This window comes from Tunturiibacter gelidiferens, from assembly GCF_051013345.1.
Taxonomy (GTDB): Bacteria; Acidobacteriota; Terriglobia; order Terriglobales; family Acidobacteriaceae; genus Edaphobacter; species Edaphobacter gelidiferens_A.
On the sequence record NZ_CP132939.1, the window covers coordinates 4,568,000 to 4,587,974 of the forward strand.

At 53.8% G+C, this 19,975-nt stretch carries 20 protein-coding genes and 3 pseudogenes; 15 read left to right on the forward strand and 8 right to left on the reverse strand.

Going from position 1 to position 19,975, the window contains the following annotated elements:
* Positions 1-17: 17 nt before the first annotated feature.
* The 3 genes and pseudogenes from RBB80_RS22825 to RBB80_RS22835 form a co-directional block, all read right to left on the reverse strand.
* Entirely contained in the window at positions 18-641 is a 624-nt protein-coding gene (locus RBB80_RS22825; RefSeq protein WP_433964638.1) for a response regulator transcription factor, read from the reverse strand.
* A 647-nt stretch (positions 642-1,288) separates the two neighbouring features.
* Entirely contained in the window at positions 1,289-2,458 is a 1,170-nt protein-coding gene (locus RBB80_RS22830; protein ID WP_433969826.1) for a PAS domain-containing protein, read from the reverse strand.
* Positions 2,459-2,530: 72 nt separating this feature from the next.
* Positions 2,531-2,731 (reverse strand): annotated as a pseudogene (locus RBB80_RS22835) (PAS domain S-box protein); the annotation flags it as partial.
* A 239-nt stretch (positions 2,732-2,970) separates the two neighbouring features.
* Between RBB80_RS22835 and RBB80_RS22840 the strand changes: the two are divergent.
* The 4 genes from RBB80_RS22840 to RBB80_RS22855 are packed head-to-tail and all read left to right on the forward strand — an operon-like array spanning position 2,971 to position 6,421.
* On the forward strand, positions 2,971-3,561 hold the full coding sequence (locus RBB80_RS22840; protein WP_433964639.1) for a cytochrome c oxidase assembly protein: 591 nt from the start codon (positions 2,971-2,973) through the stop codon (positions 3,559-3,561).
* Complete coding sequence (locus RBB80_RS22845) at positions 3,545-4,315, forward strand: MlaE family ABC transporter permease (protein WP_433964640.1); 771 nt, start codon at positions 3,545-3,547, stop codon at positions 4,313-4,315. Before RBB80_RS22840 ends, RBB80_RS22845 begins: the two co-directional genes overlap by 17 nt.
* Positions 4,312-5,052: an ABC transporter ATP-binding protein gene (locus RBB80_RS22850; RefSeq protein WP_433964641.1), complete on the forward strand. Its 741-nt coding sequence runs from the start codon at positions 4,312-4,314 to the stop codon at positions 5,050-5,052. Before RBB80_RS22845 ends, RBB80_RS22850 begins: the two co-directional genes overlap by 4 nt.
* Positions 5,053-5,056: 4 nt before the next feature.
* On the forward strand, positions 5,057-6,421 hold the full coding sequence (locus RBB80_RS22855; RefSeq protein WP_433964642.1) for an MlaD family protein: 1,365 nt from the start codon (positions 5,057-5,059) through the stop codon (positions 6,419-6,421).
* A gap of 748 nt (positions 6,422-7,169) precedes the next feature.
* On the opposite strand, the gene RBB80_RS22860 is transcribed toward RBB80_RS22855, so the two are convergent.
* Positions 7,170-7,400 (reverse strand): Npt1/Npt2 family nucleotide transporter, encoded by a 231-nt coding sequence (locus RBB80_RS22860; RefSeq protein ID WP_433964643.1) that lies wholly within the window; start codon positions 7,398-7,400, stop codon positions 7,170-7,172.
* 27 nt (positions 7,401-7,427) lie between these two features.
* Entirely contained in the window at positions 7,428-7,688 is a 261-nt protein-coding gene (locus RBB80_RS22865; protein ID WP_433964644.1) for a hypothetical protein, read from the reverse strand.
* On the opposite strand from RBB80_RS22865, the gene RBB80_RS22870 reads away from it, so the two are divergent.
* The 8 genes from RBB80_RS22870 to RBB80_RS22905 all read left to right on the forward strand — a co-directional run bounded on the left by RBB80_RS22870 (position 7,689) and on the right by RBB80_RS22905 (position 13,478).
* Positions 7,689-7,943, forward strand: a complete 255-nt coding sequence (locus RBB80_RS22870) for a hypothetical protein (protein WP_433964645.1) — start codon at positions 7,689-7,691, stop codon at positions 7,941-7,943.
* 854 nt (positions 7,944-8,797) lie between these two features.
* Positions 8,798-9,295 carry an acetoacetate decarboxylase family protein gene (locus RBB80_RS22875; protein WP_433964646.1) on the forward strand — a complete coding sequence of 166 codons (498 nt, stop codon included), beginning with the start codon at positions 8,798-8,800 and terminating at the stop codon, positions 9,293-9,295.
* The gene (locus RBB80_RS22880; protein WP_433964647.1) at positions 9,292-9,960 is read left to right on the forward strand and encodes an alcohol dehydrogenase catalytic domain-containing protein; all 669 of its coding nucleotides are present in this window, start codon (positions 9,292-9,294) and stop codon (positions 9,958-9,960) included. The genes RBB80_RS22875 and RBB80_RS22880 overlap by 4 nt, the downstream gene beginning before the upstream one ends.
* The gene (locus RBB80_RS22885; RefSeq protein ID WP_433964648.1) at positions 9,870-10,292 is read left to right on the forward strand and encodes an RNA polymerase sigma factor; all 423 of its coding nucleotides are present in this window, start codon (positions 9,870-9,872) and stop codon (positions 10,290-10,292) included. Before RBB80_RS22880 ends, RBB80_RS22885 begins: the two co-directional genes overlap by 91 nt.
* Before the next feature lie 1,012 nt (positions 10,293-11,304).
* Complete coding sequence (locus RBB80_RS22890; RefSeq protein ID WP_433964649.1) at positions 11,305-11,649, forward strand: hypothetical protein; 345 nt, start codon at positions 11,305-11,307, stop codon at positions 11,647-11,649.
* 7 nt (positions 11,650-11,656) lie between these two features.
* Entirely contained in the window at positions 11,657-12,067 is a 411-nt protein-coding gene (locus RBB80_RS22895) for a hypothetical protein (protein WP_433964650.1), read from the forward strand.
* Between the two features lie 442 nt (positions 12,068-12,509).
* Complete coding sequence (locus RBB80_RS22900) at positions 12,510-13,229, forward strand: hypothetical protein (protein ID WP_433964651.1); 720 nt, start codon at positions 12,510-12,512, stop codon at positions 13,227-13,229.
* A gap of 27 nt (positions 13,230-13,256) precedes the next feature.
* On the forward strand, positions 13,257-13,478 hold the full coding sequence (locus tag RBB80_RS22905) for an ATP-binding protein (RefSeq protein WP_433964652.1): 222 nt from the start codon (positions 13,257-13,259) through the stop codon (positions 13,476-13,478).
* A gap of 175 nt (positions 13,479-13,653) precedes the next feature.
* On the opposite strand, the pseudogene RBB80_RS22910 reads toward RBB80_RS22905, so the two are convergent.
* Positions 13,654-14,370 (reverse strand): annotated as a pseudogene (locus RBB80_RS22910) (IS5 family transposase); the annotation flags it as partial.
* Between the two features lie 1,154 nt (positions 14,371-15,524).
* Here RBB80_RS22910 and RBB80_RS22915 point away from each other — a divergent pair.
* Together RBB80_RS22915 and RBB80_RS22920 are read left to right on the forward strand one after the other, a co-directional pair.
* Positions 15,525-16,043, forward strand: a complete 519-nt coding sequence (locus RBB80_RS22915; RefSeq protein ID WP_433964653.1) for an FAD-dependent oxidoreductase — start codon at positions 15,525-15,527, stop codon at positions 16,041-16,043.
* Between the two features lie 462 nt (positions 16,044-16,505).
* A complete protein-coding gene (locus RBB80_RS22920; RefSeq protein WP_433964654.1) occupies positions 16,506-17,168 on the forward strand; it encodes a winged helix-turn-helix domain-containing protein in 663 nt (220 codons plus the stop codon).
* A gap of 477 nt (positions 17,169-17,645) precedes the next feature.
* On the opposite strand, the gene RBB80_RS22925 is transcribed toward RBB80_RS22920, so the two are convergent.
* Both RBB80_RS22925 and RBB80_RS22930 read right to left on the reverse strand, forming a co-directional pair.
* A complete protein-coding gene (locus tag RBB80_RS22925; RefSeq protein ID WP_433964655.1) occupies positions 17,646-18,113 on the reverse strand; it encodes a hypothetical protein in 468 nt (155 codons plus the stop codon).
* Positions 18,114-18,237: 124 nt separating this feature from the next.
* Complete coding sequence (locus tag RBB80_RS22930) at positions 18,238-18,411, reverse strand: hypothetical protein (RefSeq protein WP_433964656.1); 174 nt, start codon at positions 18,409-18,411, stop codon at positions 18,238-18,240.
* 1,011 nt (positions 18,412-19,422) lie between these two features.
* On the opposite strand from RBB80_RS22930, the pseudogene RBB80_RS22935 reads away from it, so the two are divergent.
* A pseudogene (locus RBB80_RS22935) lies at positions 19,423-19,632 on the forward strand (isochorismatase family protein); the annotation flags it as partial.
* Between the last annotated feature and the right edge of the window lie 343 nt (positions 19,633-19,975).

Below are 19,975 nucleotides of genomic sequence, written 5' to 3' on the forward strand. Positions count from 1 at the left end.
AAATCATTCCGTGCAACCTAGGATGCTTCGGAAGACTCAAGATTTAGTTTGCTGCTGAGCTTAACCAGAGTTGCGAAAGAATCGGCTTCCATTTTCCGCATGATATGCCCCCGGTGTATCTGCACGGTATACTCCGTGATTCCTAATTCCCAGGCCGCCTGCTTGTTCAAAAGACCACTTGCCAATAGCGGTAACACCTGTTGTTCCCTTGGAGTCAATGATCGGTAGCGGGCGAGCAGTCTCTCTTTTTCAAATGCCGCCAATTGAAGCTTCCGATTCTGCTCGAGTGCCCTATCTATAGAGGCAAGGAGCGCAGATTCGTCAATGGGCTTGGTGAGGAAGTCCACCGCCCCGCCTTTCATCGCTGTGACAGTGGATGGAACATCGCCGCGGCCAGTAATGAAAATGACTGGGATTGTCGTTTGGGCGGCTATCGACTCTTGCACTTGCAGTCCATTCAATCCCGGCATTCTCAAATCGAGAATCAGACACGCACATGAATCCCGACGCGGGTAGTCGAGGAATTCTTGTCCGGAAGTGAACATTTTAACTTGCTTGCCGTTGACGCGCAGGAGCGACGAGAGAGCGTCTGCAACACTGGCATCATCGTCGACGATGTAAACCATTTCGTTTGAGGGCATTATCCCCTCCCGGAGTGAGCTACGGATAGCTGGGCGCGTCACTGTCTACAAGCCTCGGAAAAGCGCGGCGCACCGTTTCTCGTATACCGAAGCGCACCCTAGTGAGCGATTATATCGGGAAGACATTGCGAAGTCTCGAGGCCCTTTCAAATCATGCATTACATGAATATGTAATTGCCAAATGTATGGTCCGCCGTCTGACTGCAAGGGAAAAGTTGGTGGATGAAGAAAGTCTGCGCAAATGTATTCGTCAATAAGGGCGAAGATGTTGTCAAGGGCAAAGATGTCCTTCCCGTTGCCTGGAGCAACGCTCGGAGTCGAAGCTTAGAGACCAGAGCCCGAGCGGATCACCGCAACATCAAACCAAATCATGGACTCCTCCTATTTCCGCGTATTCTAGACCGGATGCAGGAAGCGGCCCGAGATCAGCGTACCGGGAAGCTCTAGTTACTCGAGATTGTGTGTCTGCTCCCGAGCTCAAACGATCTGGCCATCATAGGCATGGTAGCGTTCAGAATGCCGTTACAAATTTATGTATTGGTCTAGGTATTACATAATGCTGCAGTAGCCTGACTACGAAAATCTGACCGGTCATGGGACTGCGGCTTACGCTGAGTTGAAGCGAGGTAGCTCGATGCGAATACATGTCACTCCTCCTTCTCGTCGAATAGCTTCGAGCGTGCCCCTTGCGCCGCGATGATGGAACGACTGATTGCCAGGGGCACGACCGGTCCCCCTGATTCGTCTGCGACGATCGCTTCAAGCATGTGCTCCACACTGATGACACAACCACCGCTGTTCTCGACTTCGAGGCTAACGTGATCGTCGGTGAAGTCGGTTCTCAGCGTTAGCTTCTTCAGTTCCTCAGATCGAAAGATGGCCTCGGATGCATCCACCATCAAATTAAAAAGCACTTGTTGAATCTGGGCTTTATCAGCGAATGCGAGCGGCAGGTGCGGATTCAGTTCGCAATCGATTGCGACTCCCATGTCACGAACGTCTCGGGCCTGAAGGCTTATCACCTGCTCAATCAGGGTATTCAGGTCTATTGCCCGTGGATTGGGACGACGACGACCGAAGAGTTGGCGCATCTCGTGAACGATATTGCCAGCAGACATTCCATCTCGAACCACTCCTTCGAGTGCCGCATTTGCCCGTGAGATGTTGAGGTTGTCAGAGGAAAGCCAGTTGAGCGCTGCTCGGGCGTTGGCTACGACAGCCGCTAATGGCTGCACAATCCTGTCTGAGAGGGACGCAGAGAGTTCGGCAATCGCTGCGGACTGTGTAGCACGGCCAATTCGCTCCCGCGCTGCGTCGAGAGCCTCGCTGGCTCGTTTCTTGTCATCGATATCGATGTTCACGCCAACCCAATACCTAGCTTGACCATCTGAATACCCGAGAGGCTCTGCTCGCGAGAGAAACCAACGATATTTTCCATCGGCTCCCAATACGCGGAACTCGTCATCTCTCGTGCGCCCCGTTTGAATTTGCTCTGCCCACTTCCTGCTCGAGGTGGGCCGGTCCTCGGGATGCAGGAAGACCAAATGGGCGTCCCATGGAGCTTCGAAATCTGTAGCAAACCGAAGCGGGTGATCTGGTGAAAGGCCTAGGTAATCCGCCTTAGCCCTATTGACGAACGCCAGAGCCCCCGACGCTCGGGCATACCACGCCTGAGCCGGAAGAGCGTTAAGGGTCACCTGAAGATTCGCCTCGGCAGGCGGAAGCGCTTTGCCCGACGGTGTTGAGGCGACAGCGGTAAAGAGCCACGCTTCAGAGCCGTCTGGGGCAATATGCCCCGTTCCGACAGCATCTACCACACTTCCTCTTCCAGGATCCTTGGCACCGAGAAAGAAACGAGCGCGATAGCACTGATGATGAATCCGCGCTTCCTGCCATAGAGTGGAAGACATCTGTCTGTCTTCTTCCGCTACAAGTTCCAGCCAATTCCAGTCCCCAAGCCGAGCCGCGCCCAGGGCTGTGATTTCTCTCAACTCTTGATTTGCGTAGATACACCGGCCGTCGGAATCTGCCAACCAAGTGGGATTCGGAGAGTACTCAAGGAAGGCAGCCAGAACAGTCGTATCCATCATTTTCGCCACGCGTCGGGCTAATCCACAGGAAGGTTTGCAAATGGATTAGCCGTTTTTGTCGTTCTGTTGAGCGTATTACTGATTGGAACAAAAGGGCAGTACATGTTTATGGTAACGGACGGAGTTCTACTTTGAGCACGCCGACAATCCACATAAAGATGTAATGGCGTGGTTTGGAGCCCTTTGGGTATCGTACTGTTGGCAGGCGATGCAACTCGCAGATAAGCACCAATGAAAAGTTGCATTCGCATGCATGTCTCTACACTTCACAGACCCTGCGCTCTGCGGTCGAAATTTTTGTTTCTCCTCGCGCACAAGGTAAAGGAGCGGGTACGATGCGAGATGATCCCAATTTGAATCCGGAGCAGATAGACCGAATTCGGTCCGTCGCCCAGCTTCAGTCGGTCCAAGCCGGTAAAGTTTTTTATGAACCTTCGCAACCGGAAAGTTGGCACAACTTCGAACATTTCTGCTTCTTCGCGACGAGCCTCATCTTTTGGTGGCCCATCGTGCAGCCCTGGCCGACACGACGTCAATTGAATTCCTGGATGATCATTCCATACCTGTTGACATGGGATTTTGTAAACACCGGTTTGTCAGCATTCCCGTGTTTTTCAGGGTGGTTGCTTTATCCGAGCAATGGAGTTGTCGAACGGCCCTTTGGCATCGACGCCTTAGAGGACCAGATCGCTGCAGGTGCCTTCATCTGGGTATTCGGGTCTTTGGTGTTTCTTGTTCCCGCCATCTACCCGACTACTCGAATCTTGGCGAACGGCCGACTCGTGAGCGAGAAGACGGGACTGGAGAGGGCACGTGCGCTGGCTCAGTAAATTATTTGAGTTCGTCGGAAAGGTGGGGTTATTTAGCCTGCGGGTCGTCGTTGATTCTCTCAGACCTCCGTTCGAATTTGCCCAATTTTTCCGTCAGCTCGCCGAAGTGGGAAACAAATCACTCGTTCTCATCGTCGTGTCCGGCTTCGCCCTGGGAGCCGTCATGACTCTCCACACAAGAAGCACCCTGGTGCTGTTTGGCGCCACGGCGATGATACCGGCCGTGCAGGCAGTATCCTTCTTCGTCGAAATTGGGCCATTGGTAGCGGGACTGCTGCTTGCTGGTAGAGTCGGCTCAGGAATCGGTGCGGTCCTTGCAAACATGAGGGCCTCTGAGCAGATTGACGCTATCGAGTCGCTATCGATTGACTCTTTCAAATACCTGGTCGTGCCTCGAGTTCTGGCCTGTGTGATCGCTCTTCCCTTCCTGACACTTTTCATGGATTTCGCAGGCCTGCTGGGAGGCTTCCTCTCAGAAGAGCTCTCCTCTCACATAGCGCCGACACTCTACATCAATCGCGCCTTTGACTATCTTCAGTGGGCGAACTTCATCGCGCCTACTCTGAAAACCGCCGTATTCGGTTTCATTATCGGCTCCGTCTCCTCCTATTTTGGCTATACGACGGACAAGGGCGCGCAGGGCGTCGGCGAAGCTGCTACCAACAGTGTTGTTCTGTCTTCTCTACTGATCATTGTTGCTGACGTATTGCTAATCAAGTGCATCTTCTTCCTCTTCCCGGAAACAGCCATATGAGCGGGCCCCAGACCATCGCGGTGGAGTTTAAGCGTGTGATGAAGTCGTTCAGTACAAAACACGTACTGAATGACGTGTCTTTTCATATCGATCAAGGTCAGGCCCTGTGTCTGCTCGGTCGCAGCGGTACTGGTAAGAGCGTTACCCTCAAACTGATCATGGCCCTCATGCGCCCCGACTCGGGAGAGGTCTGGGTTGATCAGGACAACGTTGTCGGTATGGGCGAGAAACGACTGTCTCTCGTTCGCAAAAAGATGGGATACCTCTTTCAGGATGCAGCTCTCTTTGACTCCCTAACCCTCTACGAAAACCTTGCATTACCACTCAGCAGACTTACCAGTAAATCCAAGGACGAGATTGACGACGTGGTCCACCGTGTTCTTACCGATGTCGGCCTGGGTGCAGATGATGCGAAATATCCATCCGCACTCTCGGGAGGTATGAAGAAGAGGGCCGGCCTCGCCAGAGCGTTGGTGCTTGAACCGAAGATTCTACTAGCTGATGAGCCGAGCAGCGGGCTGGATCGTATCACCGCCTCTGAGATCGACGAGCTTCTCATGCGGTACAAGACCGAACGCGGGACAGCTCTGATCATCGTGACACATGATGTGCACGGGGCCCGCAGGATAGCTGACCGGGTCGGCGTGCTTGATAAAGGAAATCTTGTCGCCTTCGGCTCGGTAGACGAGGTAAGCCAGAGCGAAAACGAAGTCGCTCGCAAACTCATTACGGAGTGAAGGAATGTCTAGACGATATCTTGCTGTAGGAATCTTCATCATAGCCGGCGTGACATTATTCGCTCTCGGGATCTTCTTCGTTGGGAGTCGTCATGAGGCCTTCTCGCGCCACGTGCTGCTGTATACCGAGTTCGCCGATCTTGATGGCGTCACCAAAGGCTCGAAAGTGCAGGTTGCAGGCATGGACGCGGGCCAGGTGACCGGTATCGAAGTACCTCGTTCGCCCAGTGGTCATTTTCGCATCCAGATGAAGGTCGACGAGCAGCTTCATGGCCTGGTGCGAACCGACTCCTTCGTAACGATCGATACAGAAGGCGTGGTAGGTGACACGTTCCTGACGATCCATTCTGGTTCCCCGAATGCGGCGATCGCGCAAGCCGACTCGGTACTGCAAAGCAAACCTCCCGTAACCATGTCCGACCTGCTCAGCCATGGTCTCGGGATCATGAATGACGCGGACGCAACGATAAAGCAGGTGGGAGGAAAAATCAACGTTGCACTTGACGGCGTGAACGGAGCCGTGGGTAACGCCAATGATCTGCTCGTAGGTCTGAAAGAGGGCCACGGACCTGCCGGGATGCTTCTCCGAGATGAGAAGATGGCAGGCCAGATTCGAGAGACCATGTCGAACGTACAGTCGACAACCTCGAACCTCAAGCAGGCCTCGGGCCGAGTGAACATTCTTGTTGCAGATGTTCAGCAGCGTCAGCTACCTCAGAAGCTTGACGACACAATGACACAGATTCGTTCCGCATCAACTCGGGCCGATGCGACCATCCGACAAGTCCAGCAAAACGTGACCCAGGCTTTAGGGCCCGATGCAAATGGTGTCACTGCAGGTCAGAACGTCAGTGAAGCGCTGAGCAATGTCAACGTTGCGACAGGGAACATGGCAGAGGATACCGAGGCGCTCAAACACAACTTCTTCTTTAAGGGCTACTTCAATCATCGCGGCTACTACACACTTGGCAGTCTATCCCCAGAAGAATATAGACACAGTAAGCTCTTCGGTAGTACACCGAGCCCACGCGCCTGGCTGCAGGCTGACACACTATTTCAGCACGGGCCGCACGGCGCGGAGGAATTGAGCCCGGACGGGAAGCATGCGATCGATGCCGCTGTTGTGTCATTCGGAGATGTGATCTTCACGCATCCTATTGTGATCGAGGGATATTCAGACGCCGCGACCTCAGCCGATGCTCTTTCCTGGTCCTACGCACGCGCACAGCTCGTTCGAAATTACCTCGAGGCGAGGTACCCATTCACCACAAAGAATGTGGGCGTTATGCCACTGAGCGCGACTCCCCCGCCGGGATTGGAGCATGATCGTTGGTCCGGTATATGCATTCTGGTCGCTAAGAAGAAGTAGTCCGTTAGACTGCGCGAATTGCGAGCGTTCCATAATGTCGACCGGCTTTCTGGACTCGTAAAGGACAATTCCACCGACCATATCCACGAGTGGACATACCTCACTCGAATTTTTCAGGCAACGCCGCCGCATAGACGATTTCCATGCCGCAGCGCGATGCTGAGTTCCGCAGTGAATATTCACCGATGCGGAGATACTCAATCACCCGAAAAATAGGTGCAGCTGCGCAAGCGAGTGCAGTCGCAGTCAGGATGCCGGGGTAAACACTGAGACAGCGGTTCGCCCATGGATCTGCCCTAAGTCGCTTGACCGCAAACTGCGACAGTAATGCTCCGAGACAAAGTCCAATCCCCAATTAGTACCCAGATCAACGACAAACCTATTGCCGTTGAGGCAGACATTGCAATGTAGTATGCCCTCAGCATCCAACTGCGTGTTTGGTACTGGAACGCGATGATGGTTTCAGCAACAGCGTTATCAGGTAGAAGACCCGAATCACATGAATACAGGCATTTGATCGCAGGAACAATGAACAGATCAGGCGCAGGGTGATTGCGAGAAATGTACCTATGAACGTAAGAGCGGGAGCTCAGACCCCGGCAGTCGAGATCCCATCAATGAGTCCCTGAATGCTCTACTGAAGACGCAGCGCATCATGAGGATCGAGTAGGACAGGACAAGAATAGGAAACGAGCTGTCGCTGAGACGACTTGTGAAATTCTTGATCACAAGTAGGCTTGTGCAGTGATTAGTGGAACTCCGGCACCCTTCGCTTATGCTCGTGGTAAAGCCTCAATGCCACGAAGATCCACAACAGTGTGATCACTAATGTCGTTCCCGCAAATGCCTGTACTCCGAAGTGGAGTGAGGTTCCGATAAAGATGACCCCTGCCTGCAGCACATCGCCCAAGCGGACGCAGAAAGTCTCAATCGCCGCTTTCGCTTTGTATTTCGCTTCTCTTGATGTCGGGAGCAACATGGCCGCCCGAACAGTGTTCTGAAGTGACTAGTTGGTGGAGTTTTCAGCGATCTTCAGGACACGCACGACCTGCAGAGTGGGGTTTGCGAGAACCGTCACGAAGGTAGCAAGTGAGATTACCGGAAGGACAAACATCGACCCTCGCACGCCAAACCTCTTGTAGATGCGGGAGACAAGGAATGTCTGGATGATTAAGCTCACAGCGTTCGTCCACTCGTAGTAGGAGGCATAGTAAAACCCGATGTAAGCCTTGCGTGCCTTCATCAGTGTGGCCGCGGTGCCGACCACGTGGTTCGTCTGGTCCACGAGCAGTTTGCCGAAGATGAAATCACCGGAAAGGCACACGATATTGAGCAGAACTGTGAGAAATCGCGATCAGCATCTGTTAGCGATCGCGCATCAGAAGTTGAAAAACCGCCTTCACTGCTGAGGATCGCCTTTCTTCTTCTCGATCTCTGCGCCACGCCTCGTAATGATATAGCCCGCCAACCGCGTCAGAGCGGCGCAAATGCACAACGCAACGCGATGAGCATGGTCTTGTAAGTGCCAAGTGGTTTGATCAGTCGTCCTGCAATCCAGGCCCCTGCGACTGCTCCAGACGACGCTCCAGAGCCGAGTAACGGGAAGAGCCTTTTGCCTTGCTCCAGAGAAAAGAGGTCGGTCGCAAAAGCCCAAAGTTGAGCCACGGTGAAGACATTGAAGATCCCAACCCAGATGTAGTACACGATACCGATTCAAGTACCGGCCTGGCCAACGAAGTAAGACGCGAAGAACAGCGTTGTCCAACGCAAGAGCCGATTACGATTTAGGTGAGTTGCGATCCACCCATATAGAGGCACGAATCCGAGCAAAATGATCGCCTGTGCTGCGGACGAGTACGCTTTGACCTCTGCTCCACCTTCGGCGAGTATGAGCGACTCTCTGACAGTCTTCAGAAGGTAATACGCCCCGAGCAGCGTGAAGAGGTCGATCAATAAGGATCCAAAAGGTTCTTCCCGGGTTGCAAATCAGCTGGAATTGATGCCGCATTCGTAGCCGACGCGGCGAATTCAACCAGGTCAGGCTTTATATCGAACGCTCCCATCAACATTCATGCAGCATCGTGATCTCACGTATTGATGCATCGTAACGACGTCATTGCCTGATTCCCATTACATCTTCCTAGTAGCCTGGCACCTCCGAGACGATTCTCTTGCGGGAGAAGCTTAAGAGAATGAGACGTTGATGGTACTAGGAACATGTAATTTACCGGAAAACATGCCGGCGATAGTATTTGCGCTGTGCGAGGTATCAGGTCCGCACAATGTCCTTCGGTGGTACTCCTAAGGGAACCTCACTGAATCTCATAGCGATCGTGATCAAACCCTGAATCAATCCCGGTGCAAAGGAGAAGATCGATGCTCAAGGGTTTTAACTATCCGCTTACACCGAAAGGAAAGCCGACACTTAGCCCATCGCCACACTGGTACTATTCTGCCGATTTCCTCAACATTGAGTTTCAGTCTGATCCTGCCGCGGCCGCTGCTGTACTGTCTCCGGATCCGAAGGCTGAAGGACACGGGAATGCGTTCTTCTATGGCTGGCAGTTCACGGGAGCCAATGAGGATTATCTGGACTCGGCTCGCTACCAGTATCGTGAGTTCTTTCTGGTCGACGCCCTCTTTGAAGGCAAGCCGGTGGCATATTTCCCATACATCCTCGTCGACAATGACGCAGCCATCGCTCGCGGATGGACTCAGGGTTACCCGAAGCGCCCCGGCCAGGTCTTTCATACTCGGTACCATGCTGCAACGGGTAAGGCCGGCCCGGCGCTGGCACCAGGATCGAAGTTCGCCGGCTCACTCACTGCGAGTGACCATAGTCCCAGTCACGGGCGAAAGGATAGTGCTCCATGAATGCGATTCAAGTCACATCGACTGACGGTCCCGAGGTTCTTGAGTATCGTACAGGACCCGATCTAGTTCCGAGCCGCGGCGAAGTCCTCGTCCTCGTCCACACCTCGGACGTCAACTTCATTGACGGGTGTTTCCGTAATGGTCATTGCAAGGCTCCTCGGCCTCTGATTCCTGGTGCCGAGGGGTCGGGATACATCGCAGCAGTCGGAGAAGATGTCTCGGCATTCGAGGTGGGTGATGCTGTGGCATGGCTTGCTCCTCTTGGCAGCTACGCACAGCGGGCTGTAATCCCGGTGGACAGGATTATGCGGGTTCCTGCTGACATGGAGATAAAGAGAACCGGAATGCGTACTCGCAACGAATCCCGGCGATTCGAAACAGTCTCACTCGGGATGGGTCCTGAGAATCCAGCGATCCGCGTCCTGCGCACGGATAATGATCTGGTCCAGGCGGCTCAATCAGGAGACCACGAAGCCTTTGCTGAGCTCTGCCGGCGGCACGCTCAGGTTGCCGGAAAAAGATTCTCTCCATCGTTCGTCATCGAGAAGATGCCGAAGACGCTCTGCAGGAGACCTTGCTCAGTGCATATGCGAATCTGGGCAGATTTCGTCAGTCCTGCAAGTTCTCCACGTGGATCACAGCTATCGGGATCAATGCTGCGTTGACAGTGATTCGAAAGAAGAAGTCTCGGCGAGAATCAGATATCGAACGGTATAGCCCTGACGAACCAGCCTGGGACATCGCCGACCAAGCGCCAGATCCTGAGTGCCGGGTAGCGAAGGCACAGATTACTCTCCTCCTACGGAAGGAACTTCATGGCCTCTCACCAAAAATGCAGGAAGCAGTGACCAGCTATTATGGCCATGATTATTCCTTGCAGGAAGCTGCTGACGCGTTAGGAATTTCGGTCGCAGCAGCTAAGTCTCGCATCTTGCGTGGACGGCGCAGCTTAAGGTTGTCTCTTGAACGAAAGGGCCTTCTTGACTCACACGTCTAATGAGCTGCAATGGGGCCGAGTGCCATCCAAAGTCTCACCCCTTTTATCCTCATGGGATAGCAATCCATATAGGTATTTCCCCGCCGTATTACAGGAATATGTGATGTTTCGGCGTGATGCGATTGCTGCTCTCTGGCTTGACGTTTCGTATGGACCTATCGGAGTGGTAAGCGTGGTGCTCGGCTAATCATCCCCCAGCGGTCGGGCAGTTAAGTTGTACTACCAATCAAGGGAGCTTCCTACGTCGATAGAGAAGGTAATCTACACAGCCAGGGCAAAAGCAATGGGCGGACACGTTGGAAGCGCCAAATCAGACGACGTCAATTGAACCTTGATCGCTAATTTAGTAGGACGTCACGAGGACACTCGCGTCATCATGCCTAGATCAAAACTGTGGATCAGGAAGCAACTCTTGCGCGAGATGTTCCACGAATTTTTCGATCGCGTTGTCCATCGAGCGGGCAAGTTGCCGGGAACTTAAAGCTAACGCTCACTGGCGAGCACCGAGGGCCAGGCGAATGGCTTCTCACGAGTCAGCCATCTCGCGCCATCGACGCAGATCGTAATCGGCATTCCTTCTTGCTTCTGCCCGTTTGCCGTAACGGTTCAATTGAGCGTAACGAAGGCGGCCAACGGTTGGCAGTGACCATCATTGCCACAGTGATCGGGAGGTATGAATGCATTTGATGCCTCCTACTTCGCAAGCTCCATCTCGGACACCGAAACGCAGATTGCGGATCCGCGTCGTGACGTAAGCGTTCCGGATTTTGCGATTGAGGGCCAACTCCCACTAACTTGCAAACCTGGCGTAGGTTTTGTTCTCCCGTGTTATATCGTGTTCATTGTATTGGGGTTATAAGTACATATGGGTCCTTTATGGGAAATACACCAACGAGCGCGGTCTTTTGTTCCAGTCGAAGATTGCGACCGCTCAGCACACTCAATCCGTGTCACAGCCTCACAGCTATGCTGGCTCGTTGTCTTAATGATCGTTACCTGTTTTCGGTGTCCGTTGTCGCTCGGGCAACCGCCGGAATCGGCGAACCTGCGGGTGGGTCACGACTCCTGGACCTTCCAACAGGGAGCGCCCGCAGACGTCACGTGTTCAGCACAGACCAATGACGGGTTCCTGTGGCTGGGCGGCCCCAACGGATTATTCCGCTTTGATGGAACGCGATTCGAACCATTCGCCTCGCCGTTTGGCGATCGGCTCCCGTCGAACAACTTGTACTCCTTGTTCGCGCCGCCGTTTGATGGCCTCTGGATAGGCTATACGTTAGGAGGCTTCAGTTTCCTGGATAAGGGCCGCGTGACCAACTATGCGAGCGAGATTGGAAGTGTTTACGGTTTTGCCTAGGATCGAAATGAAATTGTATGGGCAGGCACATCCAGTGGTCTTTGGAGATTCGATCATTCGGGGTGGCAGCATATCGGGGTTGAGTGGAACGCTCCCGGCCGGACGCGTTACGCAGGTTGGATTTGATTCAGAGGGGACACTTTGGGCTTTGGTGGGTGGTCTTGAAACCACGAAAGACCTCATCTACCTAATACCGGGGACCGGACAGTTCAAAACAGCTGGCAGCAATTTATCAGCCGAGGCGTTCACGTGGGAGCCGGATCGAACCATCCTGATCGCGCCCTCGGCCTCACGTGTGTCCGGCTCCCGCGAAGGTCCTGATGAGAGGCTGTCTGCTCTCCCGGTCACCAAAAAAACCTTCAACTTGTTGATCGAGACAACGGTGTTTGGATGTCACCCTAGGATAAGCCCATTGTGATGCGTCTTCCAAAAGACAGCCTACGTGGTGTCCAGAACAAAGCGTCCACAGCTATTTCTGAAACATATAACGTGAACCCTTTTTCAGATGGCACAGTTGGTGGATCGTGAAGGAAATATCTGGTTTGGAGACACCAGGGGTATACATCGATTCTTTTACACCCCGTTGATCAGACAGGAGTTCCCGAAAGAAACATCGGAGAGTGGGGATTTCGCCTTGGTTGCTGATGACAAAGGGGCGGTATGGACCAGTTTCACAAGTGGCGGCGCTGGCACAAAAGCCGACCTTTATCATGTTCTGTACGGCAAAGGCGAGCGCCGTCTCCCGCAGGTGACAACTTCATTCGTCTACCGCGCACCCGACAAGACGTTCTGGTTCTCTGGGGAACGTTGTCTCTGGCATCTTGTTGGAGACGATTTCCTTCGCGTGAACCTTCCCCCGGATGGCAAACCAATTTGAATTACTGCAGACGATTACAGAGGACCAACAAGGAGGAGTATGGGTCTCCTTCGGCCGCCACGGTTTATACCGGTTAGCCAATGGCAGTTGGACACCTTACGGCGGCCGCGACGACCTCCCAAAAACAGGGATCATGATGTTTGCATTCACCGACAGCCTTGGCCGCGTGTGGTTCGGCTATTCGAAGAGCCCACTGGCGGTTTTGGATGGCGATCGGGCCCGCGTATTCGGTCCGGGCGATGGTCTTCAGGTGGGCAACGTCACGGCGATTTATGGGCGAGGACCAAAGATTTGGATTGGGGGCGAATTTGGGCTGGAGCAGTTTGACGAAGGACGCTTCCACAGGATCGCCGCTGTGGATGACCAATGGCTGCGCGGCATCTCTGGGATTGTGGAAACACCCGAGGGAGATTTGTGGCTCAATGCGATATCAGGAATCTTCCATATCGATAAAGCGGAGATTTCGGAAGCTTTGAAAGACCCCGCGTATCGGGTCAAGGGCGAGCACTTCGGCATTCGCGAGGGACTTTCAGGAATTGCCAACCAGTTGCGTCCGTTCCCAACCGCCATCGAGGGCACCGATGGGCGGCTGTGGTTCACGTTGCGTAACGGAGTGGTGTGGCAGCTCACTCTGAAAAATGGACAGTCCCGCCTACGATCACTATCCAATCTGTTTCTGCCGACGATAAGGCTACGTGGCTGACCCTGGTCTTTACCACACAAGTCAAGCGTGCAGGTCACCGGAGTAGGATTGCCGGCCGGAAAAACGGATGAGATCTTCACAGCCTTCTTCACCACGAAACCTCAAGGCAGCGGCATGGGGCTGGCGATCAGCCATTCCATCGTGGAATCGCATGGCGGCCGTTTGTGGGCCACATCCCACGACGGACGAGGCGCGACATTTCATCTCACTCTGCCGACCGCAGTCGTGGAAGTGTCTGCGGCAATATGATTCCGGGTTTTTACATACGAGCGACAGCCGCATCGGAGCCTTGTTTGTCGGGGTTGATTTGCGATAAGAAAGGCTGCGATTGGGACTACTGCATTAAGATAAGGCGCGGATCGAAATGGACAATGAAGTAACAGGTATGGGGATACTCAGTTGTGGCTAGGGTGTGTTCACAGTATCTGAGAGCTTCGACGATGAGCGCGAAGCAAAGGAAGGCAAGGAAGACGCGCCAGTTTCTCGAAGCGGGAGAAGATGCGGTGGTAGCCTTTGAGCCTTCTAAAGAGCTGCTCTATCTCGTTCGCTTGCGATAGAGTACGCGATTATAGCGCAAAGGGTCGACAGGGTTGGACTTGGGCGAAACTACCGGAACCATGCTCAGTTCGAGCACCAACTTCCAAGTCTCATTGCCTTCATAGCGCGATCCATTAGCAGCGGCAGTCCTGCGGGCATCGACACCAGGTCGCGGAGCAGTTCGCAACCTTCAGGGGCATCGTTCGCTTGGCCTGGCGAGAGAGCAAAGGTTATCGCCGTTCGAGCACCCGCGGCAACCAGATGAATCTTGATGGTCCATCCGCCACGGGACTTACCGGTGGCCTGTCGCCTTTTTTAGCACCCCTGTGCCATCCGGATGCACTTCCACCGAAGTCGAGTCCAAAGAGAAAGCTCCGATCCGGATGCGCACGGTCCGCTCCATTTGCAGCTTCTCAAATATCTGGTGAAGGGCCCCGCTCTTGGACCACCGGTTCATACGGGTGTAGATGGTATACCTGTTACCGAACCGTTTCGTGCAGCCCACGCCACCTACATCCGTGCTCCGCTACATACAGTAGGGCATTCAAGAACTGCAGGTTAACAGACTCACATTGCCCCGCTGCACCGGAATGCTGTCCTTGATTTTTGAGAACTACTCTTCCGGTGATCTTCATCTACTCCCACCGTACCGAAGTTAGATGGAAATAGTGTTAGCGCGCCCTGACCCGTACCTGGAATGAAAGAGGACGCACTTGCGTGCGTCCCTACAGAGGAGGAGGTGTGCAGTTGATCCTACTCGACCTTGATCGTTACTGCGACATCGTGTATCGCACCGGACGTCTTGCCAGTGATTAACCGCTGTGCATGTTCCAGGCGGGACCGGGACATACTTGCTGATACGGCCTCCACTCGGGACCGGACCTGCATCGACCCGAACGATGGTATTCGATGGCCGTGAGCTCGGAACCAATGCCACAGAAGGAACGATACACCGAGGCAACACTGTGTACCCTACGGGTCCGCCGGTCGCCGTGCAACTTAGGTTTACCAAGCCGCTGAATTGATCGACCCCTTGCAATTGGACATAACCTACTCTCCCCATGCTGAAATCGCGTCGACGTAGCCTACAATTGCGTGCTGGAATTGTTGAAGGTAACCTTGTCCCAGTTCGTCACAAGTTGATAGGCATCGACCGCTCCCAATCCGCTCGCCATGTCATACCCAGGGGTGGCGCTAAAAACCTCCGATGTCGGTGACGTTCACAACCCTTCCCACACGGGTCTTATCCGATCGGGTTCAAAGGGTATTTCTCAGCCCTACCTGCGGTTGAGCATCGCTGGTGCATCAGGCCGATTGATGCATGGCAGAGGTTCTTTGGAAATTACATATGTAATGGCAAGAGCGATCATTCAGTTCAGGTAAGGAGTTCTGGAGAGGTGTTGTGATGGCCAACACCATTTGAAAGCATCCCAGGCCCGGCGGGACTCGCGGCAGCTGTCTATGGGAGCGTCTGAAGGATTGAGAACGCTTGTCATTGAAAAGTCAGCACCTGGTGGGCGGACAGGTTCAAGCTCCAGAATCGAAACTATCTCGGTTTTCCCACAGGAGTCTCAGGACAACAGCTCGCAAACAGATCTATTGCGCAGGCCCAGAAATTCGGTGCGCAGATCATGCGCGCTCAGTCAGTAGTCCACATCGATACGAATCGCCAGATGTATAAGGTCATTCTTGAATTTGGGCTAAAGTTCAACGCGCGCGGTCGTAATCGCTACCGGAGCGCAGTACGCGAGACTTCCATTGAAGACGCAGAGCCATTCACAGGCAAGGGCCTTATTACTACGGGCTCATATGGAGGCACAGCTGTGCGACTCCGCCGAAGTCATTGTGGTGGGAGGAGGCAACTCAGCTCGCCAGGCCGCGGCTTTTCTTGCCCAGTCGCCGGCGAAGGTGCATCTCTTCGTGCGTTCTCAGAAGCTTTCCGATTCTATGTCTCAATATTTGATCGGACGCATTAAGGCGCACCCAAGGATAGAGATCCACTATCGAACTCGAATCACAGGTTTTAGCGGGCCCGGCACCTCGAATGGCGAGACGGCGCTCGAAGAAACGAAATCGGGTTCTATTCGCCACGTTTTTGTGATGGCCGGAGCTGCTCGCCCGACGGAGTCACTTTTGTCCTGGACAATAGGGGTTTCATCGTCACTGACCCCGATCTTGCGGGCTTCGACGGTGGTGACCAGTGGCCGCCAAAGCTGTTTCCACTCCTGCTTGAAACCAGCATCTTTGCGGTTGGCTACACACGAGCAGGATGCGTGAAACGAGTTGCCTCCACAGTCCGCGAAGGTTCCGGGGCAGTACACCTCGTGCATCGATATCTTGCCGAGTGCGCGGATCAATCCGCTCTGGCTGAATCAACAAAAATGGTACCAGCTTTGGTCACAGTCTTACCGGATCACAGTTCGAGCACCGTTGCCACATAAACATGTAATGGCGCAACGGAGCTGCAAACGTTATGTTGCCCAAAGAACCAGCTGAATTTGAATTGTCATCAGTAAGGGCCGAGAGAACCTACCTGAGGACATGTCTTCGGTTCCACGATCATGAATGACGTGAGCGCACGCTACATCCAGATGTCCACGTCTCAATGGCCGTTAGCCATCACTTCGAGAGCAGGGACGCGGAGTTGAGCCTCACTGCTGCCGAACAAACCTCAACGAATCACGCGCGCCGCGGACGGTCGATTTAGCGGAAGACGCCGCAATCCACACAGAGGTCTCCATGAACTGGAAGGTCAATACCATCGCCGATCGGAACAACGGAAAACGCAAGCCGGAGGGCGAGTTGCCAATCCGAATGACACTGGTCGAAGGTACGCTTGCGCGTAGTAAACAGGAAACCGAAGGAGTCGACATTAGCCGCGTGGAGGGTGAGGCCGCTTCGAGTTTCCTGGTCGCGATCCAGACCTCGCGAGACGACGGCGGCCCACGAGGCAGGCCTTCGGAGGCGGCCGCCCGTAGTTACTCGGTATATCTGTTGCCACTCCACGAGTTAATTGGGCGAGTTTGCGCTGCGTTAGAACGGAAACATGCCTCCAATAAGGAAGAAGTTATATTCAGTGTCGGGGATTTGCATCTTGATGCTTCGAGGCACCTGGTGCAGAAGAGGGGTCGCCCTCTCCACTTGACCCCAAAGGAGTTCGCACTTCTCCATAACCTGATGATGAATGCAGGGAAGCCGGTTCCCCATAGGAAACTACTACTATCAGTGTGGGGGTCACAGTACGGATGCGAGCGCGAGTACTTGCGAATCTTTGTCAGGCAGTTACGCGTCAAGATTGAGGACAATCCAGCAAATCCAAAGTATCTCTTGACAGAGCCAAATATCGGCTATCGTTTCGCAGAATCGGTGGAAGGAGATTCTGTCATTCCTTCCGGCAAGTGACTAGATGGTCTAGTGTTTTCGTATGCGTACTAGGAACATGTAATTCTGGCAATAAACATGCGGCGATAGTATTTGCGCTGTGCTGCTTCCAGTGGACCAGTGCCGCCCTTCGATCTGGGACGCCTGGCGCTGGCGCAGATGGGATGGGACTATATGGTTCGATATCTGATTATCGCCGGTCCCGAGCAGCCTTCCAGTCTCGAAGGCACACAATTGGCACGTCGAGAGTATTTAGCGCTCATCAGATTTGAGGCTTCGGCAATGCCATGATTGACCCATCAACTCTCCGCAAAACGCGGAAGTAGGTGTGAGCGGAGAGTTGAAATTTGTTGAAGCTTCCGGGCAGCGTCTCGAAATTCGAGACCACGCCGGCGATTTAGCCGTACTCAGGGTCGTAGGGCGTAGAGAGAACATGCACTGACGAAACCACATCAATGGGATATTGAGCGCAGATGTACCGTAGCTGGATCGGTCACGTCAGCGCTGACACATTCTGCTTTCGTGGCCGATACGTTTTGTTGCAAACTTGTAGAGTTGGTCGATCTCGACGTCTCTCAGATTAAGGAGAAGGCCGGTCTCCTCGCAGGAATAGTGAAGAACTCCGCGCAAAAAATACACCGCCCGTTCGGGCCATGGGAGCATAGAAATTTGCGATATTCCAGGAACTTTCAATTTGACGGGGGCGAGTGTCTTTGCTTGGAGAGGTGAGTTGGCAGTCTCCCGATTGTATTCAATGACGGTATCGATGACGGCCTGGATTGCCTGTTCAAAGGTCACCTCGCAGGATGAGCTTTCCAGGCCCGATAATGCCTTGCGGAGGATTCTTTCGGGGGATAGATGGCAACGCAAAAGCATCTCAGCAACGATAACGAGATCTGCGTGATTGTCGTCGAAGAATGTTCTCCACATCTCTTCTTGTTCTGTGCTGAGGTCCGTAGTTGTCATGAGAATGCCTTTTATGAAAGCTGGGGTGTAGCAATATTGCTCCCGCGAGGTTGGCAGTTGCCATCCCGCCTCTTTTGATTCTCGTCGAACGGCGGCGGGCTCTAGTAATCTGCCCTCGCAAACCTCACGAATCGTAGTGTGAGCCTTCCAGTGCCGACGCCGTCTTGGTCAGGATCTGTTCGGGAGAAAATTGGCAACGCAATAGCATCTCAACCGCGAGTGTGAGGGTGGTTCGCTGTTCGAAGACCAATATTCTCCACATGTCTTGCTGATTGATTTCAAGCTCGGTGCGTGTCATATGCTTGTCCTCCTAATGCATGGTCTGGCAGCTATAGATGAAGTCAGCGTGCCTTTGCAGCGAAACTAGTCCTTCTTGGAATTCCGGCCGCCGGAGTAATCCCAGCCTGGGTGGCGCGCTATATACGAAGCCGGCCAAGTAAGTAAACCCCCGCCAACAACGGCAATGTCCGGCCGAGTCACGGATAAACCTCACCGGCGCACGCACACCAAATTGGGCCAATATTTCCGATATCCTTCTGCACGTCTTGCCGCAATCGCCACGGATCTCCTCGGTAATCCTCATCGCTTAAAGCTCGAGGTCTATTTTGAGAGTCCGACGGAGTCCTCGATCCATTCAGCCATCCAATAGCGCGATCCTAGCAATCCCCACCGCCACAAACAATTACATCTTCCTTGTAGTCGCGAGCTGCACGCACGTGGGCTGACGATGGTCTTTTTCTGTTGCATACGACTTCATTTAAATCGATCTACACCTTTCCGAACGCTACACTTCGACCTAAATGGAAAAGTTGCAGATGTGGTTCAGCGCACTATAAGCTGCATCCTGCACGAATGCGCTGTCAGCAATGGACCTGGGTCCGCGGGTGATAAATCCGCAGGACGCCTTTACCGCAACATGTAATTTATCTCGCTCCCCAGCGTGCTAGTATCGCCGGGCCACTGCACCTTGCTCGGAGGCGCAATCGTTGCGAAGACCATGGATATTACAAACGACTACAAGGAGCGATTTTTAAAGTTCAACTATACGAAACCAACGGAGAAATGAATATGGGTCAAAATAACGGAACATGAAGCGTAGCGAAAAAAGACTTCTCACGCCAGGCAACTGCGTCGTAGCGCTGATCGTCACCAACCGCAAATGTTGTTCAGAACGAGTAACTTTGATCGACCAGCGATCATTAAGGTACTGTCGCGTTAGGAAAAGCAGCGCGGGTATTGACGTGCCGTGGTGCTGACGACGGTCGAGACGAAGAGCTTCAGCGGGAACCTGTGGCCGCAGATCCGATCCGTGTTCCCGGGCCAGGAACCGATCGAGCGTTCGTCCATCAATTCCTCGGACGACAAGAACTTCGTTGCGGCAATCGAGAAGGCAGGGCGCAAGAAGAGTGTGCTGGCCGGCCCGTGGACGGAGACCTGCGTGGCTCTTCCGACCATGCAGGCGATTCACGATGGCTACGAGGTTTACGTGGGCGAAGACTGCTGCGGCGACGTTAGCAAACTCGCACACGGCAATGCGATGCGTCGTGTTGTCCAGGCGGGAGTAAAACCGGTGACGGCCCTCTCTGTGACCCTGAAATGGCAGCGCGACTGGGCAAACCGGAATACCTGCGACGCCGTGAAGGATCTCGCCATAGATACACTATGGCGCCTACGGCATCGGCGTCGAATATGCCTACACGATTGGTTCACGGCGCTCCCCTACGAAGTTTCCAGAATACGTGATCCCCACGGCGGAACTCGCACACAAATGGGGCTCGTGGAGGGCAGGCGACCCTACCCTCTGAACAGATCTACGCAACGAAGAGGCAGTCGGGGGTGTTCTGGCTTCAGGGGTGCGGCGC